Here is a 21,220-nt window from a genome sequence, read left to right on the forward strand (position 1 = left end):
TTTTTACTTTAAAATAAATGGAATATGTTTTTTTAACACATATTTCTTCTTTAAAAACTTAGCGCCTAGTTTTTTGTTTGAAATTACAATAGCTGCACCTAAAGAAGAACCTAAAGAGGAGTTTGTAGACCACACTTTAAGATCTTTTAAATAATATGTTAGTAATTGAATAAACACATCGTTATCACTAAATCCACCATCTATAAATATGTTTTTTATAGATTTATTTACTCCTTTCGATGCTTCTATATTCTTTATTTGTAATTGAACAAGTTCCATCATTAATTGATGATAGGCTTCTTGAAAATTAGTTTGAGTTATTGTTGTTTTAATAGGTTTCTTTTGATTTGACAAATATTCCCAACGAAAACAATCTGCAAAATTGTTTTCTATGTTTTTAAAAATCTTATCGTCAAATTTTACCAATTTATGAAAATCAGAAGGAACTTTAAAATAATTGCTTAGTAGATTTACTTGGTATTGATATTCTTTTCCTAACAATAATTTTGATGATTTTACTGCTTCACCATTAACTTTCATATAATTAATAGTATTATTTAGAAGATCAGCTTTGGTTAACAATGATTTAGAATACGGATTTAATGATACACTCCAAGTTCCTGTTGACACCAATATAAATGGTTTTTTATAACTTCTCATATACGGAATAAGAGCCGACGAACTATCGTGAATCCCTACCCCAATTTTAATTGGCTTTCCATTGTAAACTTTATGAATACTTGTTTCAGCAGAAACTATAGGCGGAAGAATTTTATGAATTTCTTCTTGATAAACCCAACTATGATAATCTTTATTTTGATAGTCCCAAAGTGCCGTATGACACCCTAAACTTGTATATTCATTTAACGGAATTCCCGTAAATAAGTAACTTAAATATTGTGGTAAGTGTAAGGAGTATTTAATTTTTTTATAAACTTCTGGATTACTTTTTTTTATCCAATACAACTGCATTCCAGAATTTAACATTGCAGATTTTGGCGAACCCGTTTCAACAGAAATGTCTCCATAAGTACTTTCAAAATCGTCCAAAATAGTTGATGGAATCGGTTTTAAATAATTATAAAGTGGAGTAAGTATTTTTCCATTTTCATCTAAATGAATAAAACTAGCTCCGTATGTAGAAAAGTTTACCGCTGTAATTTCAAATTTATCAGAAAGTAACATTGTATCAAAAAGAGATTTCATCCAATTTTGAAGAGCATAAATATCTTCTGTTGGAAATCCATCTTCATCAACTATTTCTGTTAACGTAATATATTCTTTATAGACTTCTCTATATTTAGTATCAAAAAGAAAAAACTTTTTATTAGTTTTTCCAATATCAAATACTGCTATCACTTTTTGCTTTAATAGAGCGTCCATTGTATTTTTTATAATCCTGTTGCGGTAGATTTCAAACCTCTTTCTTTAATTAATTCATTTCTTACCTCTAAATTCCTGAATGCTAAAATAGGATCTATAGCTCCATCATTTCTTAATCTGGCTTCTGCTAAAATTGTTTTAACATCTGTATTAAAAGCATCCTGTAAGATTCGTTGTGCTTCTACCACATCGTTATTTAATTGCGCACTCTCTAGTGCTTCTTGATCTATTAGCAATGCTTTTGCATAAGCCGTTTCTATAGCCTCTATGGACTGAATTAAATCTTCTAAAGGATCTTTTAAATTATGACTTGCATCAATCATCCATGCAGGAATTGGGTTGTTTGAAGAATTATTTTCCATTCCAAAAACCAATTCGTTAAAAATTAAAAATAACTGATACGGTTTGATTACACCAACACTTAAATCATCATCACCATATTTACTATCATTAAAATGAAAACCACCTAACATACCTCTTGTCATAAGAGTAGCAACAATGTGTTCTATATTTGTATTTGGTAAATGATGCCCTAAATCTACCAAAGTATAGGCTTGCTCTCCTAAATCTTTAGCCAACATATGTGAGGTTCCCCAATCTTGAATCACCATTGAATAGAAATTTGGTTCGTAAGGTTTGTACTCTATAAACAATTTCCAATCGGATGGTAAATGCGCATATATTTCTTTTAAACTTGACAATGTATTTTCAAAAGCACGTCTAAAGTTTAATTGCCCCGGAAAGTTTGAGCCATCTGCTAACCATATTGTTAAAGATTTAGAGCCTAGTGCCACACCATAATCAATTACTTGTTTGTTATGAGCAACAGCTTGATCTCTTACTTTTTTATCTGTATGGCATAGAGATCCAAATTTATAACTATGTTCTTGACCTTCTTGATCTTGAAATGTATTGGAGTTCATTGCATCAAATTGAATGCCTAAACTTTTTGCTTTTGCTTTAATCGCTTCTGCATCTTTAGGAATGTCCCAAGGGATGTGTAATGAAACGGCATTTGCAGATTTAGTTAAAGTATTTATAACACCAATATCTTCTAATTTCTGTTCTAAATTACTAGGTTCGCCACCAAAACCAAATTTTCCAAAACGAGTACCTCCTGCACCTAAAGCCCAACTTGGTATTGCTATATTATAATTTGAAATTGTATCAATAACTTGCTCAATATTCTTGTGCTTTTTTGATAAACTTGTTAAGTTCTCTTTATGCTCAACTAATAAATTTTTATTAAATGTGGCTATTTGTTTTTTATCTATTTGCATAATTTTAGTTTTAAAAGCTAATTACCTTACAAAAGCATTTGCCATTCCTCCATCAACATTAATGATATTTCCAGTACTTTTATTTAAAATTGCAACTAACGAAAATACCCCATTGGCAATATCTGCAGGGTAAATAATTTCGTTTAGTAAGTTTCTTTTAGCATAATGCGCAGGTAATTCTTCTACTGTAATCCCATACGCTTTGGCACGTCCTTCTGCCCATTCGCCTTCCCAAATTTTACTACCAACAATAACACCATCTGGATTTACAACATTTACTCTTATTTTATCCGCTCCTAATTCTGCAGCTAATAATCTAGACATATGTTGTTGCGCTGCTTTTGCTGTTCCATACCCCACATTATTAGGTCCTGAAACTAATCCATTTTTACTCGCAATATTTACAATATCTCCCCCAAAATTTTGCTTTCTTAAAATAGCAACTCCTTGTTTTGCTAACTCAAACTGGCCTTTTACTAAAACGTTTTGTAAAATATCCCAATCTTTATCAGTGGTTTCTTCTAGTGGTTTTGAAATTGCCAAACCTGCACTATGAACCACAATATCCACTCCACCAAAAGCTAAACATGCTTGTTTATAAGTATTTGCAATTGAATTGCTATCAGTAACATCACCTTGAACATAAATGGCTGTATCACCTTTGTAAGTAGCAACTGCTTCTTTTAATCTTTCTTCAGACAAATCTGCAAGTACAACATTGGCTCCTTCGGCAGCTAATTTATCGGCAATTGCCTTTCCAATTCCACCACCAGCACCAGTAACTAAAGCTACTTTTCTAGATAGTGGTTGCTCTTTTGGCATACGTTGTAATTTGGCTTCTTCTAACAACCAATACTCAATATCAAAAGCCTCCTGACGAGGCAATGATGTATATTCTGAAATCGCTTCAGCGCCACGCATTACATTGATTGCATTGATATAAAACTCACTTGCTACACGAGCTGTTTGTTTGTTTTTTGCAAAACTAAACATCCCTACACCAGGATATAAAATAATTACTGGGTTTGCATCTCTTATTGCAGGACTTGTTTGATTTTTACACGTTTCATAATACTGTTCGTACTCTTTTCTATAAACATCAAACGCTGGTTCTAATTTTTTAAGAATGGCATCGGTATCATTTATATCATCAGATGAATCTAAGTTTAATACTAAAGGTTGAATTTTAGTTCTTAAAAAGTGGTCTGGGCATGAAGTTCCCATAGGAGCCAAACGTTGTAAATCTTTACTATTAATGTACTCTAAAACTTTATCATCATCTGTAAAATGACCAATCATTCTATTTTCAGAAGAACATAAGCCCCTTAAAAGTGGTGCTAAAATTGCAGCTTTTTCTAATCGTTCTTCTTTCGGTAAACTTTCAATAATTTTTCCGCCAAAAACCGCACCATTTTCTATAATTTTATTTTCGATGTAAATAGATGCTTGTTCAATAACTTCTAAGCTATTCACATAACATTCATAAGAAGTATCTCCCCAGGTAAATAAACCGTGACTTCCTAAAACTATTCCACGGATTCCTGGATTATCTTTTAAGCATTTCTCTAACATTAGCCCAAGTTCAAAACCTGGTTTTTTCCAAGGCACCCACCCCATAGTATCTCCCCAAATTTCTTTGGTAATCTTTTCACTATCTTTTGCTGCAGCTACTGCAATTAATGCATCAGGATGTAAATGATCAATATGTTTAAAAGGCAACAAACCATGCAATGGTGTATCAATAGATGGCGCTTTACTGTTTAAATCATAAATACAATGATTAAAAAGCGCTACCATTTCATCTTCATACTCAACACCTTTATATACTTTTTTTAAATCTCGTAAACGCTCTGTGTACAAACCTGCAATACCACTTCTGTCTAAAGTTCCGATATCACCACCAGAACCTTTTACCCACATTACTTCAACATCTTTGTTTGTTAACGGGTCTTTTTCTATCGTTTTACAACTTGTGTTTCCTCCTCCGTAATTGGTAATTCTAAGGTCACTCCCAAGAATGTTAGAACGATATAAAAACTGTGCTACTTCATCATTTTTTATTTGTGCTACTTTTTTTTCATCCCAGAGATCATTAACGTAACGATATTTCTTTATTGACATTTGTTGGTGGTTTTTATAAATTAAAATACATTTAATAAGGTTCTTATTAAAAACAGTTTTCACTCGTTTTGTGTGAAATAAAATGCAACTTTCTTTTAATAAAGAACCTCATTTTAAACGAGAGTAAAAACTTTTGACAATTTCAAAAATACATAAATAGGCAACAATTCTACGCCTTAAATACTACCGGAACCACATAAAAGGCAAATAAAACAAGCAATTAAGCAGATCGTATAAAACAGGAAGTTTTGCGAAATAAAAGTATAAAATTGAACTTACCAACAGGAAATTTAGAGTAAGATATCCTTAAAAAAGTAAGGTTATAATTATCCTCTAATTTTAGATGTATGAGAATACGAATTACTTTCATCGCAAGATTTTGATTTTAGAATAATTTATCAACAAAAAAAACCTCCAATTTATCATTGAAGGTTTTTATTAAATATTGGGGGACCATTTGTTCCGCCATAAATTTATTAGGGTAAAAGAATAGCTTTCTACAAATTTACACCTTAAAAAGATATATTTGTAAAAAAAACAAGGTAGTATTTGGGTAGTATTTGATTGTTTTTAGCTATAAAACAGGTGTTTTATAATTATTTACAAATAAATTCCAATCAAAAAATAATTAAAAAAGTATTCCCTTTTTTTTAAGCAATATTTCTACTTTGACATAGAAGTGCTATTTTTATTTTATCTTGCCTTTGCTAAATATTTTTACTTGAAAAGAGTTATTGTTTCTGTTACCACTGATTTATCTACTGACCAACGCGTTGCAAAAGTTTGTACAACTTTACATACTGCTGGTTACAATATTTTATTAGTTGGAAGAAAACAAAAAAACAGCTTAAAAATAGAAAGAAACTACAAAACTAAGCGTATAAAACTACTTTTTAATAAAGGCTTTTTATTTTATGCAGAATACAACTTTAGGCTTTTTTTTCTTTTACTTTTTTCTAAAAAAGACATTTTGCTTTCTAACGATTTAGACACTTTACTAGCCAACTTTCTTGTTAGTAAAATACAGCAAAAACCCATTGTTTTTGATAGTCATGAATTATTTTCTGAAACTCCAGAATTGGTAAATAAGCCTTCTATTAAACAATTTTGGTTAAGTCTAGAAAGATTGATGATTCCTAAACTTAAAAACAACTATACTGTTTGTAAAAGTATTGCTGATTTTTACTCTGAAAAATATAATTCAGAGTTTAAGATTATTAAAAACCTGCCATTACAAAAAGAACTGAAACCCTCTCATTTTCCTTTTCAAGTAAATGATAAAAAAGTAATTCTATATCAAGGTTCCGTAAATATTGGTAGAGGACTAGAATTAATGATTGAAGCAGTACAACATTTGCCGAATTGTATTTTTGTAATTGCAGGCTCTGGAGATATTCTTGATCGTTTACAAAAAGAAACTATTGCTAAAAAAATAGAGGATAAAGTTAAATTCTTAGGGAAAATCGATCCAAAAAAACTACACAATATTACACCATTGGCAGCTATTGGAATAAGTTTAGAAGAAGATTTAGGCTTAAATTACAGGTTTGCATTGCCCAATAAAATTTTCGATTATATACAGGCTCAAGTTCCTGTTTTAGTTTCTAATTTACCCGAAATGAAACAAGTGATTCTAAATTATAATGTAGGTGAAATCGCATTAAATAGAAATCCAAAAATAATAGCAGATCAAATTAAAAAGATGCTTAAAAAAGACTTTTCTAAAGCATTACAAAAAGCGAAAAATGATTTGATTTGGGAAAATCAAGAAGAAGAATTAATTGGTATTTTTAAGAACTTGGTGTAAATAACTTAATCTGAACAGTTGTAAAAAGAACAATGACGATTTGTTAATGGCTAAGCTCTCTAATTTCTTTGATCTTTTATTTAAAAGAAAAACGAGACCAAAGCGTTTTAATTTAAAATAAGTAGCAGTTAAAGTAGTATCTTCTTTTAAAATTTTTTTCTCTGAAATTAAAAAAACTAAATTTTTAATTGCCTGTTTTGTCTTTTCAATAAACACAGTATTTTCATCAATTCCTAGATGAAAAACAGGGTTATTAATATGCTTAATTTTTATATTTCTCTTTTCTAATTCTTTACTAAAAAGCAAATCTTCATAACCATATTTAATTAAATTTTCATCAAATTGTAAATGGTGAAACATTTCTTTTTTAATCAAAAAATTTCCTGTGAAAAAATATTTATAGGAGTTTTTATTTCTTATATCCGCAGAAAACTCTTCTCTTTTCTTTCCTAATTTCCAACGTAATTTAGAAGTGTCTATACCATCTTTATAAGCTATTCCCCCAATTAAAACATTAACTTTATCTAGATTAGAAATGTAGTTTTCTATAAACTTATCCGACACAGGAAAAACATCAGCATCTAAAAACAATAATGAATCGTAAGTTGCTTTACGAGCCAACAAATTTCTTAAACTACTTCTACCAATGTTTTTAGAAAGTGTTGTAAAAGAACAATTTTTGTAAGAATTTAACTGCTCGTTTTTAATATTTCGCTCAGACACAGAGGCATCATCAATACAAATAATTTCAAAAGGAATTGAAGCTTTTTCTAATTGAGTATAGAGTTTTTTTACCAATAAACGTATATCCCAATTATATGTAGCAACTAAAACCGAAAGCATTAAACAGTAGCTTGTTGTGCAACTTCAAACAAATCTCCTCCTTCGCACTTTAAGGTTTTTTGTTTAAACTTTACAATTAATTGATAATCATGCGTAGCCATTAAAATGGTTTTTCCACTTTTATGAATGTCATTTAAAAGCTCCATTACTTCTAATGAAGTTTTCGGGTCTAAATTACCTGTTGGTTCATCTGCCAAAATTAACTCCGGATCATTTAACAAAGCTCTTGCAATAGCTATTCTTTGCTGCTCTCCTCCAGAAAGTTCGAACGTATTCTTATAATATTGTTCTTGCATCCCAACTTTCTGCAAAACTTCATTAATTTTAGACTTAATTTCTTCTTTATTTTTCCACCCTGTTGCCTTTAAAACAAACTTTAGGTTTTCAAAAACAGTTCTATCGTTTAATAATTTAAAGTCCTGAAAAACAATACCAATTTTTCTTCTTAAAAAAGGAATTTCTTTTTCTTTCAAACCCTTTAAATCAAAACCAACAATTGAGCCAGTACCTTTTTGTAAGTTTAAATCTCCATACAAGGTTTTCATTAAACTACTTTTTCCGCTTCCCGTTTTTCCTATTAAATAGTAAAAATCCCCTTTAAATATAGTTAAATTCACCTTAGACAAGACTAAATTATCTCGTTGATAAATATCAGCATTTTCTAAATGTAAGACAGGTTTTTCCATAAAATAACTAGTTTCTACAAACTTAGAAGTTTCTAACGATTTTTTTACTATGAATTGCAAACAATTCTTATTTTTGATACAAAATATTTTACTTTTTTTTTCTTTATCTATCCAACAAAATAAAAAAAAGTGCGTTATTCATTTTGAGCATCAAAAATAATTGTATGAAGTTTGTTTATAATAGAAAACTATTTCTATTCATTTTTTCTTTTTTTATTTCTACTCTGGTTTTTTGTCAGCAATCTATTATTGATGCTAGCATTTTAACCGATTTTAATAACGCCCTAAGTTTATTTAACAATAAATCTTATGCGGCAGCTCAAAAAACTTTTGTTAAAGTTAAAGAAAATGCAATCCCTAATTCTAACCTAAAAGCAGATGCATCTTATTATGATGCAATGTGTGCTGTAAAATTAAATCAAACCGAAGCAGATAAAAAAGTATTGAATTTTGTTGAAGAAAATCCAACTAGCAACAAGAAAAACAAAGCTTTTTTTAATGTTGGGAATTATTATTTTGCCAACAAAAAAGCCGCTTATTCTTTAAAATGGTTTCAGAAAGTTAATGCCGATCAACTCTCTAAAGAGAATAGAAAAGAGTTGAATTTTAAAATGGGATATTGTTTTTTAACAACTAAAAACTTAACGCTTGCTAAAGAACGTTTTTTACCGTTAATTAACGATGCAAAATACGGTAACGACTCAAGATATTACTATGGCTATATTGCCTACAAACTAGAAGATTATGGCATTGCCGAATCTACTTTAAAAGAAATTGCTGATAACGAATCTTACAGAGCAGAAATTTCATATTATTTATTAGACATCAGTTTTAAAGCAGGAAAGTTTAAACGATGTATAGATGTTGGAACTAAATTAATTGGTACTGTTAGACAGAAAGAACAATCTGAGATTTCTAAAATTATTGGAGAAAGTTATTTTAACTTAAAACAATACAAAGAAGCCATTCCTTATTTAAAAGGTTATAAAGGAAAAAAAGGAAAATGGAATAATACCGATTTTTACCAATTAGGATATGCCTATTTTAAACAAAATGATTTTGAAAATGCCATTAATTACTTTAATAAAATCATAGATGAAAAAAATGCTATTGCACAAAATGCTTACTACCATTTAGGAGAATGTTACTTAAATTTAGAGCAAAAAACAGAGGCTCTAAATGCATTTAAAACAGCTTCTGAAATGGACTTTAGTGAAGATATTCAGCAAGATGCCGCATTAAATTATGCCAAATTAAGTTACGAAGAAGGAAATCCTTTTAGAAATGTTTCTGATATATTACAAGAATATTTAAAAAAATATCCAAAATCTAAAGCGTATAATGAAATTAATGAACTCGTTGTTTCTTCATTCATTCATCAACAAAATTATAAGGGTGCTCTAGAGCTTTTATCTAAAAAAAAATCTGAAGAAAATATCGCCTTAGCACTAGAAGTTAGTTTGTACAGAGGAATTCAGTTATTCAACAATAAAAAACTTAAAGAAGCACTCCCTTTTTTCACAGAAAGCAAGAAATCAGAAAGCCCAGAAATTAATCAAAAAGCACAATATTGGGAAGCAGAAACCCTTTATAGATTAGAGAATTACAAAGAAGCTTTAACAAAGTTCATTATTTTAAACAAATTCTTAAACTCTAAAAAAGACAAAGATTTTGTATTGGTAGAATACAATATTGGTTACAGTTATTTTCAATTAAAAGAATATGAAAAAGCAGCAGATGCATTTGAAAATTTCCTAAAAACAGAGGCTATTGAAAACGACGTAAAAGATGATGCTAGAATACGTTTGGGAGATAGTTATTTTGCGACAAGAAATTATACAAAAGCAATTGATTCTTACAAAAATGTTGTAGACGAAATTGGTTCTAAAGCAGATTATGCCCAATATCAAATAGGGATGAGTTATGGCTTTTTAAACAATCATGAAGCCAAAATAAAAGCATTGACAAATGTTGTGAATGAATATCAAATTTCTTCTTTAAAAGATGATGCTTTGTATCAATTGGCAAACACATACACAAAACTAAAAGACAATGAAAAAGCACATTTAGCTTACGATAGATTACTAGAAAAACATCCTAAGAGTGTGTTTTTACCAAAAGCTTTAGTAAGACAGGGGCTATTGTACTATAACGATAACGATAATGAAAAAGCTTTAAAAAAATTCAAACTAACCACAAGTAAATTTCCTAATTCTCCAGACGCTTTTGAAGCTGTTGCCAATGCACGTAACATTTATATTGACAATGGTAATTTAGATGAATATTTAAAATGGATTAAGACCTTAAAATTCATCAATATTACAAATTCTGACATTGACAATACTACTTTTGCCGTTGCAGAGAAAAAATATTTTGAATCTAGAGATGGTAATGAAATTGTAAACAGTTTGTTTAAATATATTAGAACTTTTCCAGAAGGAATTCATAAACTTAAAGCCAACTTTTATTTAGGTGAAATCTATTTTAAAGTTAAAGAATTTGAAAAGGCAATACCTAGCTATAAAGTAGTCTTAGAAGAAGAACAAAACGAATTTAGTGAAGAATCTTTAAACAAATTGTCTCAAATCTATTTACAAAAAGAAGATTTTAGCAATGCACTTCCTTTATTAGACAGGCTAGAACAAGAAGCATATACGACAGAAAATGTACTTTTTGCTCAGAGTAATTTAATGAAAGGTTATTATGAAACCGAAGCTTATGATTTTGCTATAGAATACGCCAAAAAGATTTTATCAAGAGACAAACTAGATCTAAGTTTAGAACACGATGCCAAAATAATAATAGCTAGAGCTTCCTATAAAAATGAGGACTTTATTACCTCTGAAGAATATTATACGGAAATAGAAAGAATTGCAAATGGCGAATTAAAAGCAGAAGCACTGTATTATAGTGCGCTTTTCAAAAATCAACAAAAAGATTATGAAGCCTCTAATAAAGTTGTTCAAAAATTAATTGCGGACTACTCTGCTTACAAATATTGGGCAGTAAAAAGTTATGTAATAATGGGTAAAAATTATTACGGATTAAAAGATGTTTATCAGGCAACTTTTGTGTTAGAAAACATCATTAAAAACTTTAAACAATATGAAGATATTGTAAAACAGGCGCAAAAAGAATTAGACCAAATTAAAGAAAACGAAGCCAAAACAAACAATTCTGTTATCCCTAAAAAAACAGAAATCATAAAAAAAGAAAACGATAATTAATGAAAAAAGGCTTTACACTATTTTTATCGCTATTTGTTTTTTCTGCAATATTTGCTCAAGAAAAGAAAAAAGAACAAGCCAAAGACACAGTAAAAACTGAGGTTGTAAATGTAATTACAAAGTATAACCCAAAAATTGCTGATGCAAAAAAAATAAAGAAAAACCCAACTATTAAATTGCTTAAAAAAAGCGAGAAAAAAAAATTAGAATACACTATTTTTTCTGCTCCTGTTGCATCTACTTTTACGCCAAAAAGCGGAGTAGTTAAAGGAATCGATGTAGGCGTAAAAGAACGTATTTATAAAAACTATTTAGCTGCTGGTTTTGGTAATTACACAACACCATATATTGAAGCCTTCATACATCACAGTACTCGTTTTGAAAATGAATTTGGACTGTCTGCTAAATACTTATCTTCACAAGATAATGTTAGTCGTTCTGTATTAAATAGTAATTTCTCTAATTTTAATACTAGCTTTTTTTATAAACAAGAAGATCGTTATTTTCACTGGAAAGCAACTTTAAATACAGAAAGAAATAGATACAATTGGTATGGTTTACCAAGCGAAACTCCTTACACAGAATCTACCATTAGCCTAATTAATCCTCAACAAACCTACAACTACCTTAATTTAATAGGTGAGTTTAATTTTATAGATTCTTATATTGATTACGGAAAAATTTCTGCAGCTTATTTTACAGATGATTATGGTAGCAAAGAAATACTTGCTAATTTTAATGCCAAATTAGATTTTCCTTTAAGTTTTTTACACCTTGGACTCGATGACATTTCGGTAAAAGCAAGCGTAGAATTTTTAAAAGGAGAATTTAACAATAGTTATACTGATAAAAATAAAGTAACATACTCTACTGTTACAGCAAAACTTCATCCAGAATATAAATTAAGCTACAAAGGATTTTCTTTAAACACAGGCTTAAAAATCATAGCCTCTCTTGATTCTGAAAACGATATAACAAATCTATTTCTATTTCCAGAAATTAAAATTCAAAGAGAAATTATTAAAGATTACTTAAATGCCTATGGAGGATTAACAGGTGGACTAAAAACAAATACATATAAAAATTTCACAGAAGAGAACCCTTATGTTTCTCCAACATTATTTATTACTCAAACAGCCGAAACATCTAATTTCTATTTAGGCTTTAACGGAAAGGTCAATAACAATATTAGTTTTAATATTGTTGGAATTTTAAAAACCGAAGAAGACAAACCGCTCTTTTTTAGAAACAACTCTAAGTCAGATGGAACCTCAAACTTTAGCAACGGACTTAGTCTTTTAGGATATGAATATGGAAATTCTTTTGATATTTTTTACGATGATGTAAAAACAACAACCATTTTTGGAGAAATCGCATATGATTTCTCTAAAAAAATCACCTTGGGTACAAATTTTCAATATGATATGTATACTGTAACAAATGCCATCACAAAATGGAATTTACCAGATATGCAAGCAACTATCTTTGGAAAATATAAAAGTGACAAATGGTATGCAACTAGTAATATTTTTTACGTTAGTGATAGAGAGAGTGTTATATACAACGATGCTTACCCGTCTAGTATTAAAGGAACAAAATGGCTTGCTAATTTTGTTGATATAAACTTAAATGGAGGATATCATTTTAACGACAAATTTTCTGCCTTTTTAAAATTAAACAATATTTTAAATAGCAATTACCAGCGTTTTGCAAATTTTGATACACAAGGTTTTCAAGTTTTAGGAGGTATAACTTATAAATTTGATTTTTAAATAAATTAATTTCTCATTTCATTTTTGTAGCTTTAACAATTAAAATAATTAACTAGCTCTACAAAATGAAAAAATCAATCCTTTTACTTACCTTATTAATATCTATTATTTCGTGTAATCAAAAAAATGAAAAGATTCTGGATCTAACAACTTTGTCTTCAGAAGAAAAAATTGATTCAGCAAATATCAAAACCCTTTTTAATAGCGCATTAACAGATGGTAAATCTTATGAATGGTTAAGAGATTTAACTCAAAATATTGGAGGACGTTTATCGGGTTCTCCAGAAGCTGCTAAAAGTGTTCTTTGGGGAGAAAAATTAATGAAAGAAGTTGGTTTAGATTCTGTTTGGTTACAACCCGTTATGGTTCCTCATTGGGTAAGAGGAGAAAAAGAAATTGCAACTTACACTATAAATGGCGAAGAGAAAAATGTTCCAATCTGTGCTTTAGGATTTTCGGTAGCAACACCAAAAACAGGAATTCTTGCAGAAGTCATAGAAGTAAAAAGCATAGAAGAAGCCAAAGCTTTAGGAGATCAAATGAAAGGAAAAATCGTATTCTTTAACCGTCCTTTTGACAATACCTTAATCAATACATTTAGAGCCTACGGAGGCTGTGTAGATCAAAGGGTCGCAGGTGCAGCCGTTTGTGGAGAATTTGGAGCAAAAGGCGTAATTGTACGTTCAATGACAAATGCCGTTGATGACATTCCTCACACAGGAACAATGATTTATGGTGATTTGCCCAAAGAAAAACACATACCTACCGCAGCCATTAGCACAAGAGCAGCAAATATGTTAAGTATCGATTTGAAAGAAAACCCAAGCTTACAATTCTACTTTAAACAAAGCTGTGAAACTTTAGCAGATGTACCTTCTTTTAACGTAATTGGCGAAATAAAAGGCACTCAAACCCCAGAAAACATTATGGTTGTTGGCGGTCATTTAGATTCTTGGGATTTAGGAGAAGGCGCTCATGATGATGGTGCAGGAATTGTACAATCTTTAGAAGTTGCGTATTTATTCAAAAAAAACAATATCAAGCCCAAAAATACTTTAAGAGTTGTATTTTTTATGAATGAAGAAAACGGAACAAGAGGTGCTAAAAAATATGCAGAATTAGCAAAATTAAACAAAGAAAATCATATTGGTGGTTTAGAATCAGATGCTGGAGGGCACACTCCCAGAGGTTTTTCTATCGATGCAAATACGGTAAACACAAAATTATTACAAAGCTGGAAAAAACTATTATCACCATACGGTTTACACGATTTAGACAAAGGAGGATCTGGAGCAGATATTAGTCCTTTAAAAGGAGAAAATGTTACTTTAGTTGGCTACAGACCCGATTCTCAACGCTATTTCGATTATCATCATACAAGTATAGATACTTTTGATAAAGTAAACAAAAGAGAACTAGAACTAGGTAGTGCTTCTATGGCAAGTATCATTTATCTAATGGACAAATATTTATATAAAAATACACCTGTAAAACTTTAATTCACACTTATGAAAAAAATACTTCTTTTTGCATGTATAATTACAACACTCTTTTCTTGTCAAAAAGAAAAAGCAGATTTAATTATCATTAATTCTAACACTTATTCTGTAAATGATAATTTTGATAAAGTTGAAGCATTCGCTGTAAAAGACGGAAAATTTATTGCCGTTGGAACCTCCAAAGAAATACAAGAAAAATATCAATCTAAAAACACTATCGATGCCAAGAACCAAACCATTGTTCCGGGTTTAATAGATGCACATTGTCATTTTTTTGGTTTAGGCTTGTCAGAACAAAAAGTTAATTTAAGAGGCACAAAAAGTTATGATGAAGTCTTAGAAAAACTAGTAGCTTTTCAAAAAGAAAAAAACACTTCATTTATAACCGGTAGAGGTTGGGATCAAAATGATTGGGAAGTAAAAGAGTTTCCAACCAAAGAAAAATTAGACAAACTATTTCCTACAATTCCTGTTGCCATTGGTAGAATTGACGGACATGCACTATTGGTAAATCAAGCAGCAATTGATTTCTCAGAAATCACAAAAGACACCAAAGTTTCTGGAGGAGAAATCATGATGAAAGGAGGAGAAATGACGGGCGTATTAATTGATGAAGCCATGGATTTTATCAAATTTCCTTCAATTTCAAAAAAAGAAGCCATTCAAGGTTTGTTAGATGCTCAAAAAATTTCATTTTCTTATGGATTAACAACTGTAGATGATGCAGGCTTACCACGTTTTGCAATAGAATTGATTGACAGTCTTCAAAAAGCAAATGATTTAAAAATGCGAATTTATGCAATGGTCTCTGCCGACAATCAAGAACAGATCGATTATTACATCAGCAAAGGAATTACAAAAACAGACCGATTAAATGTACGATCTTTTAAAGTTTATGGTGACGGTGCCTTAGGATCAAGAGGAGCTGCATTGCGTAAATCTTATTCAGATAGAGAAAATCATTTTGGCGCCCTAATTTACACTCCAAAAAGGTATCAAGAAATTGCAAAACAAATTGCTGCTTCAGAGTTTCAAATGAATACACATGCCATAGGAGACTCGGCCAATACTTGGATGCTAAAAACCTATAAAGAAGCTCTTAAAGGAGAAAAAAATAGACGTTGGCGAATAGAACATGCACAAATTGTTTCTAATGATGATTTTAAAAATTTTGACAACATTTTACCTTCGGTACAACCAACACATGCTACATCTGATATGTATTGGGCAAAAGACAGAATTGGAAAAGATAGAATGAAAGGAGCTTATGCTTATAAAAAATTATTAAATACCTATGGAAAAATTGCCTTAGGAACTGATTTTCCTGTAGAACAAGTAAATCCCTTTTTAACATTTTATGCTGCAACTATTAGAAAAGACCTCAACAATTATCCTGAAAATGGATTTCAAATAGAAAACGTTTTAACCAGAGAGGAAACCTTAAAAGGAATGACCCTTTGGGCTGCCTATGCGAATTTTGAAGAGGATGAAAAAGGCTCTATTGAAGTTGGTAAATTTGCAGATTTTGTTATTTTAAATCAAAATATCATGGAAGTAAATGGAAGTGAAATCCCAAAAACTAAAGTTATTTCCACATTTTTAAATGGCGAGAAAGTATATTAAAAAAAAAGCGAAACTTTAAGTTTCGCTTTTTTTTTTATGAAATAATTGGTTTGATAAAATCATCAATCTTATCAACTCCATTTTCTCCTAAATTCTTAATAAAAGCAGATCCTATAATGGTTCCATTAGCATACCTACAAGCTGTGGTAAATGTTTCTTTATCTGAAATACCAAAACCAATAATTAATTTACTTTGTAAATTCATGTTTTTAATTCTTTCGAAATAAGCAACTTGATTGTTAGAAATATCTCCTTTTGCACCTGTAATTGAAGCAGATGCTACTACATAAATAAACGCTTTAGAATACGCATCTATCTTTCTAATCCTTTCTTCGGATGTATGCGGCGTTATTAAAAACACATTTGTAATTCCGTATTTTTCAAACAATGCTTTGTAATGATTTTCAAACTCAATCATTGGTAAATCTGGAAGAATCACCGTATCAATACCACAATCTACTACTTTTTGGCAAAATTTATCTTCGCCATATTTTAGCATCTGGTTTAAATACCCCATTAAAACTAAAGGTGTTTTATTAGTTTCTTTAATGGACATTAACTGCTCAAAAATAAGGTCTAAATTAATTCCGTTCTCTAGTGCTTTTTGGCTACTATCTTGTATCGTTGGTCCATCTGCTAATGGATCGGAATAGGGCAAACCAACTTCTATAAAATCTACGCCACTTTTTTCTAATGCTGAAATTACTTTGGTGGTATCCTCTAATTTTGGATAACCACAAGTAAAATAAATCGATAATAAATTTTTATCTTTTTTCTGAAATAATTCTTGAATTGAATTCATAATTTTTGTTTCATTCTGTCATTGCGAGGAACGAAGCAATCTCATAATTAATTAGCAGATTCCTTCACTTTGTTCGGAATGACGTTTCTATTCCTCTAAATGATTGATATACGTTTCTAAATCTTTATCTCCTCTACCCGATAAGTTTACCACCACAACTTGGTCTTTTTTAAACTTAATTTTTGGTAAAACAGCCAAAGCATGTGCACTTTCTAAGGCAGGTATAATTCCTTCAATTCTAGTTAATTCGTAAGCAGCTGCCAACGCCTCACTATCTGTTGCATCCATAAACTTCGCTCTTTTACTTTCATATAAAAAAGCGTGTAAAGGGCCCACTCCCGGATAATCTAAACCTGCAGAAATAGAATAAGGCTCAATAATTTGTCCGTATTCATCTTGCATTAAAATAGTTTTAGAGCCATGAATAATTCCTACCTCACCTAATTGAGAAGTGGCAGCACTTTCGCCAGAATTCACACCTAAACCAGAAGCTTCTACAGCTATTAATTCTACCTCTTCATCATCCATATAATGATAAAAAGCACCCGCAGCATTAGAGCCTCCACCAACACAAGCAATAATCGTATCCGGATTTTCTTTACCCGTTTTTTCTTTTAATTGCCATTTTATTTCTTCGGATATTACAGATTGTAAACGTGCAACCATATCTGGATAAGGATGCGGACCAACTACAGAACCAATTAAATAAAAGGTTTCTGGGTGCTGAATCCAATATCTTATCGCTTCATTTGTAGCGTCTTTTAAAGTTCTACTTCCGCTTAAAGCAGGTACCACTTTTGCTCCCAACATTTTCATACGAGCAACATTTGGTGCTTGACGCTCAATGTCTTTTTCTCCCATAAAAACAGTACACTCTAAGCCCATTAAAGCACAAACGGTAGCGGTAGCAACACCGTGTTGCCCTGCACCTGTTTCTGCAATAATTTTAGTCTTCCCTAATTTCTTAGCAACCAAAATCTGACCAATGGTATTGTTTACTTTATGTGCACCTGTATGGTTTAAATCTTCTCGTTTTAAATAAATAAAAGCCCCATATTTTTCTGACAAACGTTTTGCCAAATACAACGGACTTGGGCGACCAACGTAATCTTTTAATAAGGCTTTATATTCTTCTTGAAAGGCATCAGAGTCTAATATTTGAATGTAATTATCTTCTAATTCTTTCACATTTGGATATAACAATTCCGGTATAAATGCACCACCAAATTGACCGTAATATCCATTCTTATCTGGATGAAACTTTGACTTCATATTTTCTAATATTCTGTCATTGCGAGGAACGAAGCAATCTCTTAACAAATAAGCAGATTACTTCACTGCGTTCGTAATGACGTTCTTTTTAAATTTTTCTAACTCTTCTATTTCCTTAACTCCTGGTTTACTCTCAAACTTACTATTTACATCTAAGGCATAAATTGGTAAATTCGATTTTATTATTTTTTGCAGTTCATCAACATCTTCCAGACCGATTCCTCCACTTAAAAAGAAAGGTATATCAAAAGGATATCTCTCTAAAACAGACCAATCGAATTTCGTTCCGTTTCCTCCTCTTTCTTTTCCTTTTGTATCAAACAAAAAGAAATCTACAACTTCTAGATAAGGTTTTAAAACATCAAAATTAAATTCGTCTTTAATTCCGAAAACCTTAATAATTTCAACTTCATTTTTAGAAATGTAGTGCTTGTTTTTTTGCTTTTTGATACTTTTATTTTCTTCAATAAACAAGGCTCTTCTTTCTGTTAACTGATTTTTTAAATCGGTAACATATTCCACAGATTCATCTCCGTGTAATTGAATTGCATCCAAATAATATTCTTCTACTAAAGAAATTACAATCTCTATATATTCATTTACAAAAACACCCGTTTTTTTGATTGATTTTGAAAACTCTGGAATGATTCCTTCAAAATTTCTTTTTGATTTTTCATAGAAAATAAAGCCCAAATAATCAGGTTGCAAGGCTGCAACTTGTTGGATGTTTTCTGTGAATTTCATTCCGCAAACTTTCAGTTTCATATTTATCTAATTTGATTGATAAAATCTAAGCAAGCTTCTCCAGGATTTTCTGTTTTCATAAAATTCTCTCCAATTAAAAAACCTTGAAATCCAAATTCTTTTAATCCTGTTATAATCTTTGGATCCGAAATTCCGCTTTCTGAAACCTTTAAACAAGTATCAGGAATTTGACCTGCGAGTTTGATAGAATGTTCTAAATCAACCTCAAAAGTTTTTAAATTTCGATTATTAATTCCGATAATTTTATCGTCTAAATCGTTAATCTTGTCTAAATCTTCTTGAGTATGCACTTCATATAAAACCTCTAAACCTAAGTCTGTTGCTAAGTTTCCGTAGTTTTTTAATTCCGTTTCCGTTAAACAAGAAGCGATTAATAAAACGACATCGGCTCCAATGGCTTTTGCTTCTACAATCTGAAATCCATCAACAATAAAATCTTTTCTAAGAATTGGTTTTTGTTGATTAATGATTCTTGCTTCCATTAAATCTGCCATCGTTCCTCCAAAGAAAGAAGTGTCCGTTAAAATAGATTGTGCAGCTACATTTGCATCTAAATAACCATTAGTAACTTCTGCAATGGTTGCTTTATCATTAATGATTCCTTTTGATGGAGATTGACGTTTAAACTCTGCAATGATTCCTGTAGAACCCACTTCTAACAACGATTTTTTTAATGAAAAAACTGATCGTCCAAAATTTGGACTTTCAACTAATTTTTGAACAGGAACCTCTGCTTTAATCTTAGCAATTTCCTTCTTTTTAAATGCGATGATTTTATCTAAAATTGTCATATTAAATAATTATGAATTTAAATTACGAGTTAGTCTTTTTTATCTTTTTATTTCTAAACAACAAGAAAAAATAAACGATAATTCCTACTATTAATCCAGTTATTGAATGTTTTATAATACTTTGCATCTGTACTCCAATTGCTGTTCCCATCAATAAAAAAGCTGGAATAATTAGCATTATGTTATTTTTCTTCTTTGCCATATTAAATATTTACTAATGTTTCTAATGTTTGTTTTGCTTTCAATCCAAATAACGAATCTTTTGCTTCTGCAAACGCATTCTCAAAAGACTTGGTGCCATCTACAATAGTTAAAGCAAAAGCAGCATTTGTTAACACTACATTATTCTGAGCTTCTGTCCCATTCCCTCCAATAATCGTTTTGAAAATTTCTGCAGCATCTGCCACAGAATTCCCTCCAAATATTTCGGATTGTTGAATTCTTTTCTGTCCTAAATCTTCTGGATTTATAATTTGTTCTCCGTTTTTTGTAAAGAATTTAAATCCGCTTGTTAATGAAATTTCATCATAACCATCTAAGGCATGAATGATTCCGTAATTGATGTCTTCTTCTTGTAAAATGTAATTGTACAAACGAGCAACCTCTAAATTAAAAGTCCCTAGCATGTGGTTTTTAGGCGAACTTGGGTTTACCAAAGGACCTAACATATTAAAGAAGGTTTTTAACGCCAAGGCTTTTCTTGTTCCACTTACAGCTTTCATTGCTGGATGAAATTTAGGAGCATGTAAAAAACAAATGTTTGCTTTTTCTAAATGTTCTCTCAAAATGTTTTCATCATTGGTAAAATTGTACCCAAAACTTTCTAACATATCGGAAGAACCAGACTGAGAAGACACCGAATAATTACCGTGTTTCGCTACTTTTTGTCCGGTTCCCGCAACAATAAAAGAAGTTAAAGTAGATATGTTAAATGTATCTTTTCCATCGCCACCTGTACCAACAATATCTATGGTATTATAATCTGATAAATCTACTTTTATAGCCAATTCTATCAACGCATCTCTAAAACCAGCAAGTTCATCTGCTGTTATTGGACGCATCATAAAAACGGTCATAAATGATGCTAAATGCGCATCATTGTATTTCTCTGCAGCAATATCTTTTAAGATTTGTTTTGCTTCAGATTTAGACAATCTCTCGTGATTATATAATTTGTTTAAAATTGCTTTCATAATTCTTGCTTGTCATTGCGAATCAAATGATAATTTGATGTGGCAATCTTTTAATTAAAAATGAGATTCCTTTGTTTCTCTCGTAATGATCTGTGTTAAAAACCTATTGTTTTTTGTTAAATTTTCATCTAATTACAGCAATATAAATTTTGATGA

16 protein-coding genes are annotated in these 21,220 nt (G+C 30.5%); 5 read left to right on the forward strand and 11 right to left on the reverse strand.

Annotated features, from left to right (window positions below):
• Positions 1-3: 3 nt before the first annotated feature.
• Genes MC378_RS11790 through MC378_RS11800 form a run of 3 tightly spaced genes read right to left on the reverse strand, consistent with a single transcriptional unit; the run spans position 4 to position 4,784 of the window.
• Complete coding sequence (locus MC378_RS11790) at positions 4-1,383, reverse strand: FGGY-family carbohydrate kinase (RefSeq protein ID WP_242178959.1); 1,380 nt, start codon at positions 1,381-1,383, stop codon at positions 4-6.
• A gap of 8 nt (positions 1,384-1,391) precedes the next feature.
• Positions 1,392-2,663: a sugar isomerase gene (locus MC378_RS11795; RefSeq protein ID WP_242178960.1), complete on the reverse strand. Its 1,272-nt coding sequence runs from the start codon at positions 2,661-2,663 to the stop codon at positions 1,392-1,394.
• A 21-nt stretch (positions 2,664-2,684) separates the two neighbouring features.
• Positions 2,685-4,784, reverse strand: a complete 2,100-nt coding sequence (locus MC378_RS11800; RefSeq protein ID WP_242178961.1) for a bifunctional aldolase/short-chain dehydrogenase — start codon at positions 4,782-4,784, stop codon at positions 2,685-2,687.
• A 721-nt stretch (positions 4,785-5,505) separates the two neighbouring features.
• On the opposite strand from MC378_RS11800, the gene MC378_RS11805 reads away from it, so the two are divergent.
• On the forward strand, positions 5,506-6,591 hold the full coding sequence (locus MC378_RS11805; protein WP_242178962.1) for a glycosyltransferase: 1,086 nt from the start codon (positions 5,506-5,508) through the stop codon (positions 6,589-6,591).
• Here the strand turns inward: MC378_RS11805 and MC378_RS11810 are convergent.
• Together MC378_RS11810 and MC378_RS11815 are read right to left on the reverse strand one after the other, a co-directional pair.
• Positions 6,562-7,434, reverse strand: coding sequence for a glycosyltransferase family 2 protein (locus tag MC378_RS11810; protein WP_242178963.1), 873 nt, complete (start codon positions 7,432-7,434; stop codon positions 6,562-6,564). The genes MC378_RS11805 and MC378_RS11810 overlap by 30 nt on opposite strands.
• Positions 7,434-8,120, reverse strand: a complete 687-nt coding sequence (locus tag MC378_RS11815; protein WP_242178977.1) for a cell division ATP-binding protein FtsE — start codon at positions 8,118-8,120, stop codon at positions 7,434-7,436. The genes MC378_RS11810 and MC378_RS11815 overlap by 1 nt, the downstream gene beginning before the upstream one ends.
• A gap of 164 nt (positions 8,121-8,284) precedes the next feature.
• Here MC378_RS11815 and MC378_RS11820 point away from each other — a divergent pair, with 164 nt between their 5' ends.
• From MC378_RS11820 to MC378_RS11835, 4 genes are all read left to right on the forward strand, one after another.
• Positions 8,285-11,347 (forward strand): tetratricopeptide repeat protein, encoded by a 3,063-nt coding sequence (locus tag MC378_RS11820; RefSeq protein ID WP_242178964.1) that lies wholly within the window; start codon positions 8,285-8,287, stop codon positions 11,345-11,347.
• A complete protein-coding gene (locus MC378_RS11825) occupies positions 11,347-13,119 on the forward strand; it encodes a porin family protein (RefSeq protein WP_242178965.1) in 1,773 nt (590 codons plus the stop codon). The genes MC378_RS11820 and MC378_RS11825 overlap by 1 nt, the downstream gene beginning before the upstream one ends.
• A gap of 65 nt (positions 13,120-13,184) precedes the next feature.
• The gene (locus tag MC378_RS11830) at positions 13,185-14,618 is read left to right on the forward strand and encodes a M20/M25/M40 family metallo-hydrolase (protein ID WP_242178966.1); all 1,434 of its coding nucleotides are present in this window, start codon (positions 13,185-13,187) and stop codon (positions 14,616-14,618) included.
• A gap of 9 nt (positions 14,619-14,627) precedes the next feature.
• Positions 14,628-16,241, forward strand: a complete 1,614-nt coding sequence (locus MC378_RS11835) for an amidohydrolase (protein WP_242178967.1) — start codon at positions 14,628-14,630, stop codon at positions 16,239-16,241.
• A 34-nt stretch (positions 16,242-16,275) separates the two neighbouring features.
• On the opposite strand, the gene trpA is transcribed toward MC378_RS11835, so the two are convergent.
• The 6 genes from trpA to trpD all read right to left on the reverse strand — a co-directional run bounded on the left by trpA (position 16,276) and on the right by trpD (position 21,064).
• A complete protein-coding gene (gene trpA / locus MC378_RS11840) occupies positions 16,276-17,043 on the reverse strand; it encodes a tryptophan synthase subunit alpha (protein WP_242178968.1) in 768 nt (255 codons plus the stop codon).
• Between the two features lie 87 nt (positions 17,044-17,130).
• The gene (gene trpB, locus MC378_RS11845; protein ID WP_242178969.1) at positions 17,131-18,315 is read right to left on the reverse strand and encodes a tryptophan synthase subunit beta; all 1,185 of its coding nucleotides are present in this window, start codon (positions 18,313-18,315) and stop codon (positions 17,131-17,133) included.
• A gap of 57 nt (positions 18,316-18,372) precedes the next feature.
• A complete protein-coding gene (locus tag MC378_RS11850) occupies positions 18,373-19,080 on the reverse strand; it encodes a phosphoribosylanthranilate isomerase (protein WP_242178970.1) in 708 nt (235 codons plus the stop codon).
• Positions 19,081-19,082: 2 nt separating this feature from the next.
• Positions 19,083-19,871, reverse strand: a complete 789-nt coding sequence (trpC, locus tag MC378_RS11855; RefSeq protein ID WP_242178971.1) for an indole-3-glycerol phosphate synthase TrpC — start codon at positions 19,869-19,871, stop codon at positions 19,083-19,085.
• Positions 19,872-19,893: 22 nt separating this feature from the next.
• Complete coding sequence (locus MC378_RS11860; protein WP_242178972.1) at positions 19,894-20,073, reverse strand: hypothetical protein; 180 nt, start codon at positions 20,071-20,073, stop codon at positions 19,894-19,896.
• A 1-nt stretch (position 20,074) separates the two neighbouring features.
• Positions 20,075-21,064 (reverse strand): anthranilate phosphoribosyltransferase, encoded by a 990-nt coding sequence (gene trpD, locus MC378_RS11865; protein ID WP_242178973.1) that lies wholly within the window; start codon positions 21,062-21,064, stop codon positions 20,075-20,077.
• Between the last annotated feature and the right edge of the window lie 156 nt (positions 21,065-21,220).

It is taken from the genome of Polaribacter marinus (genome assembly GCF_022662535.1).
GTDB classification, from domain to species: Bacteria; Bacteroidota; Bacteroidia; order Flavobacteriales; family Flavobacteriaceae; genus Polaribacter; species Polaribacter marinus.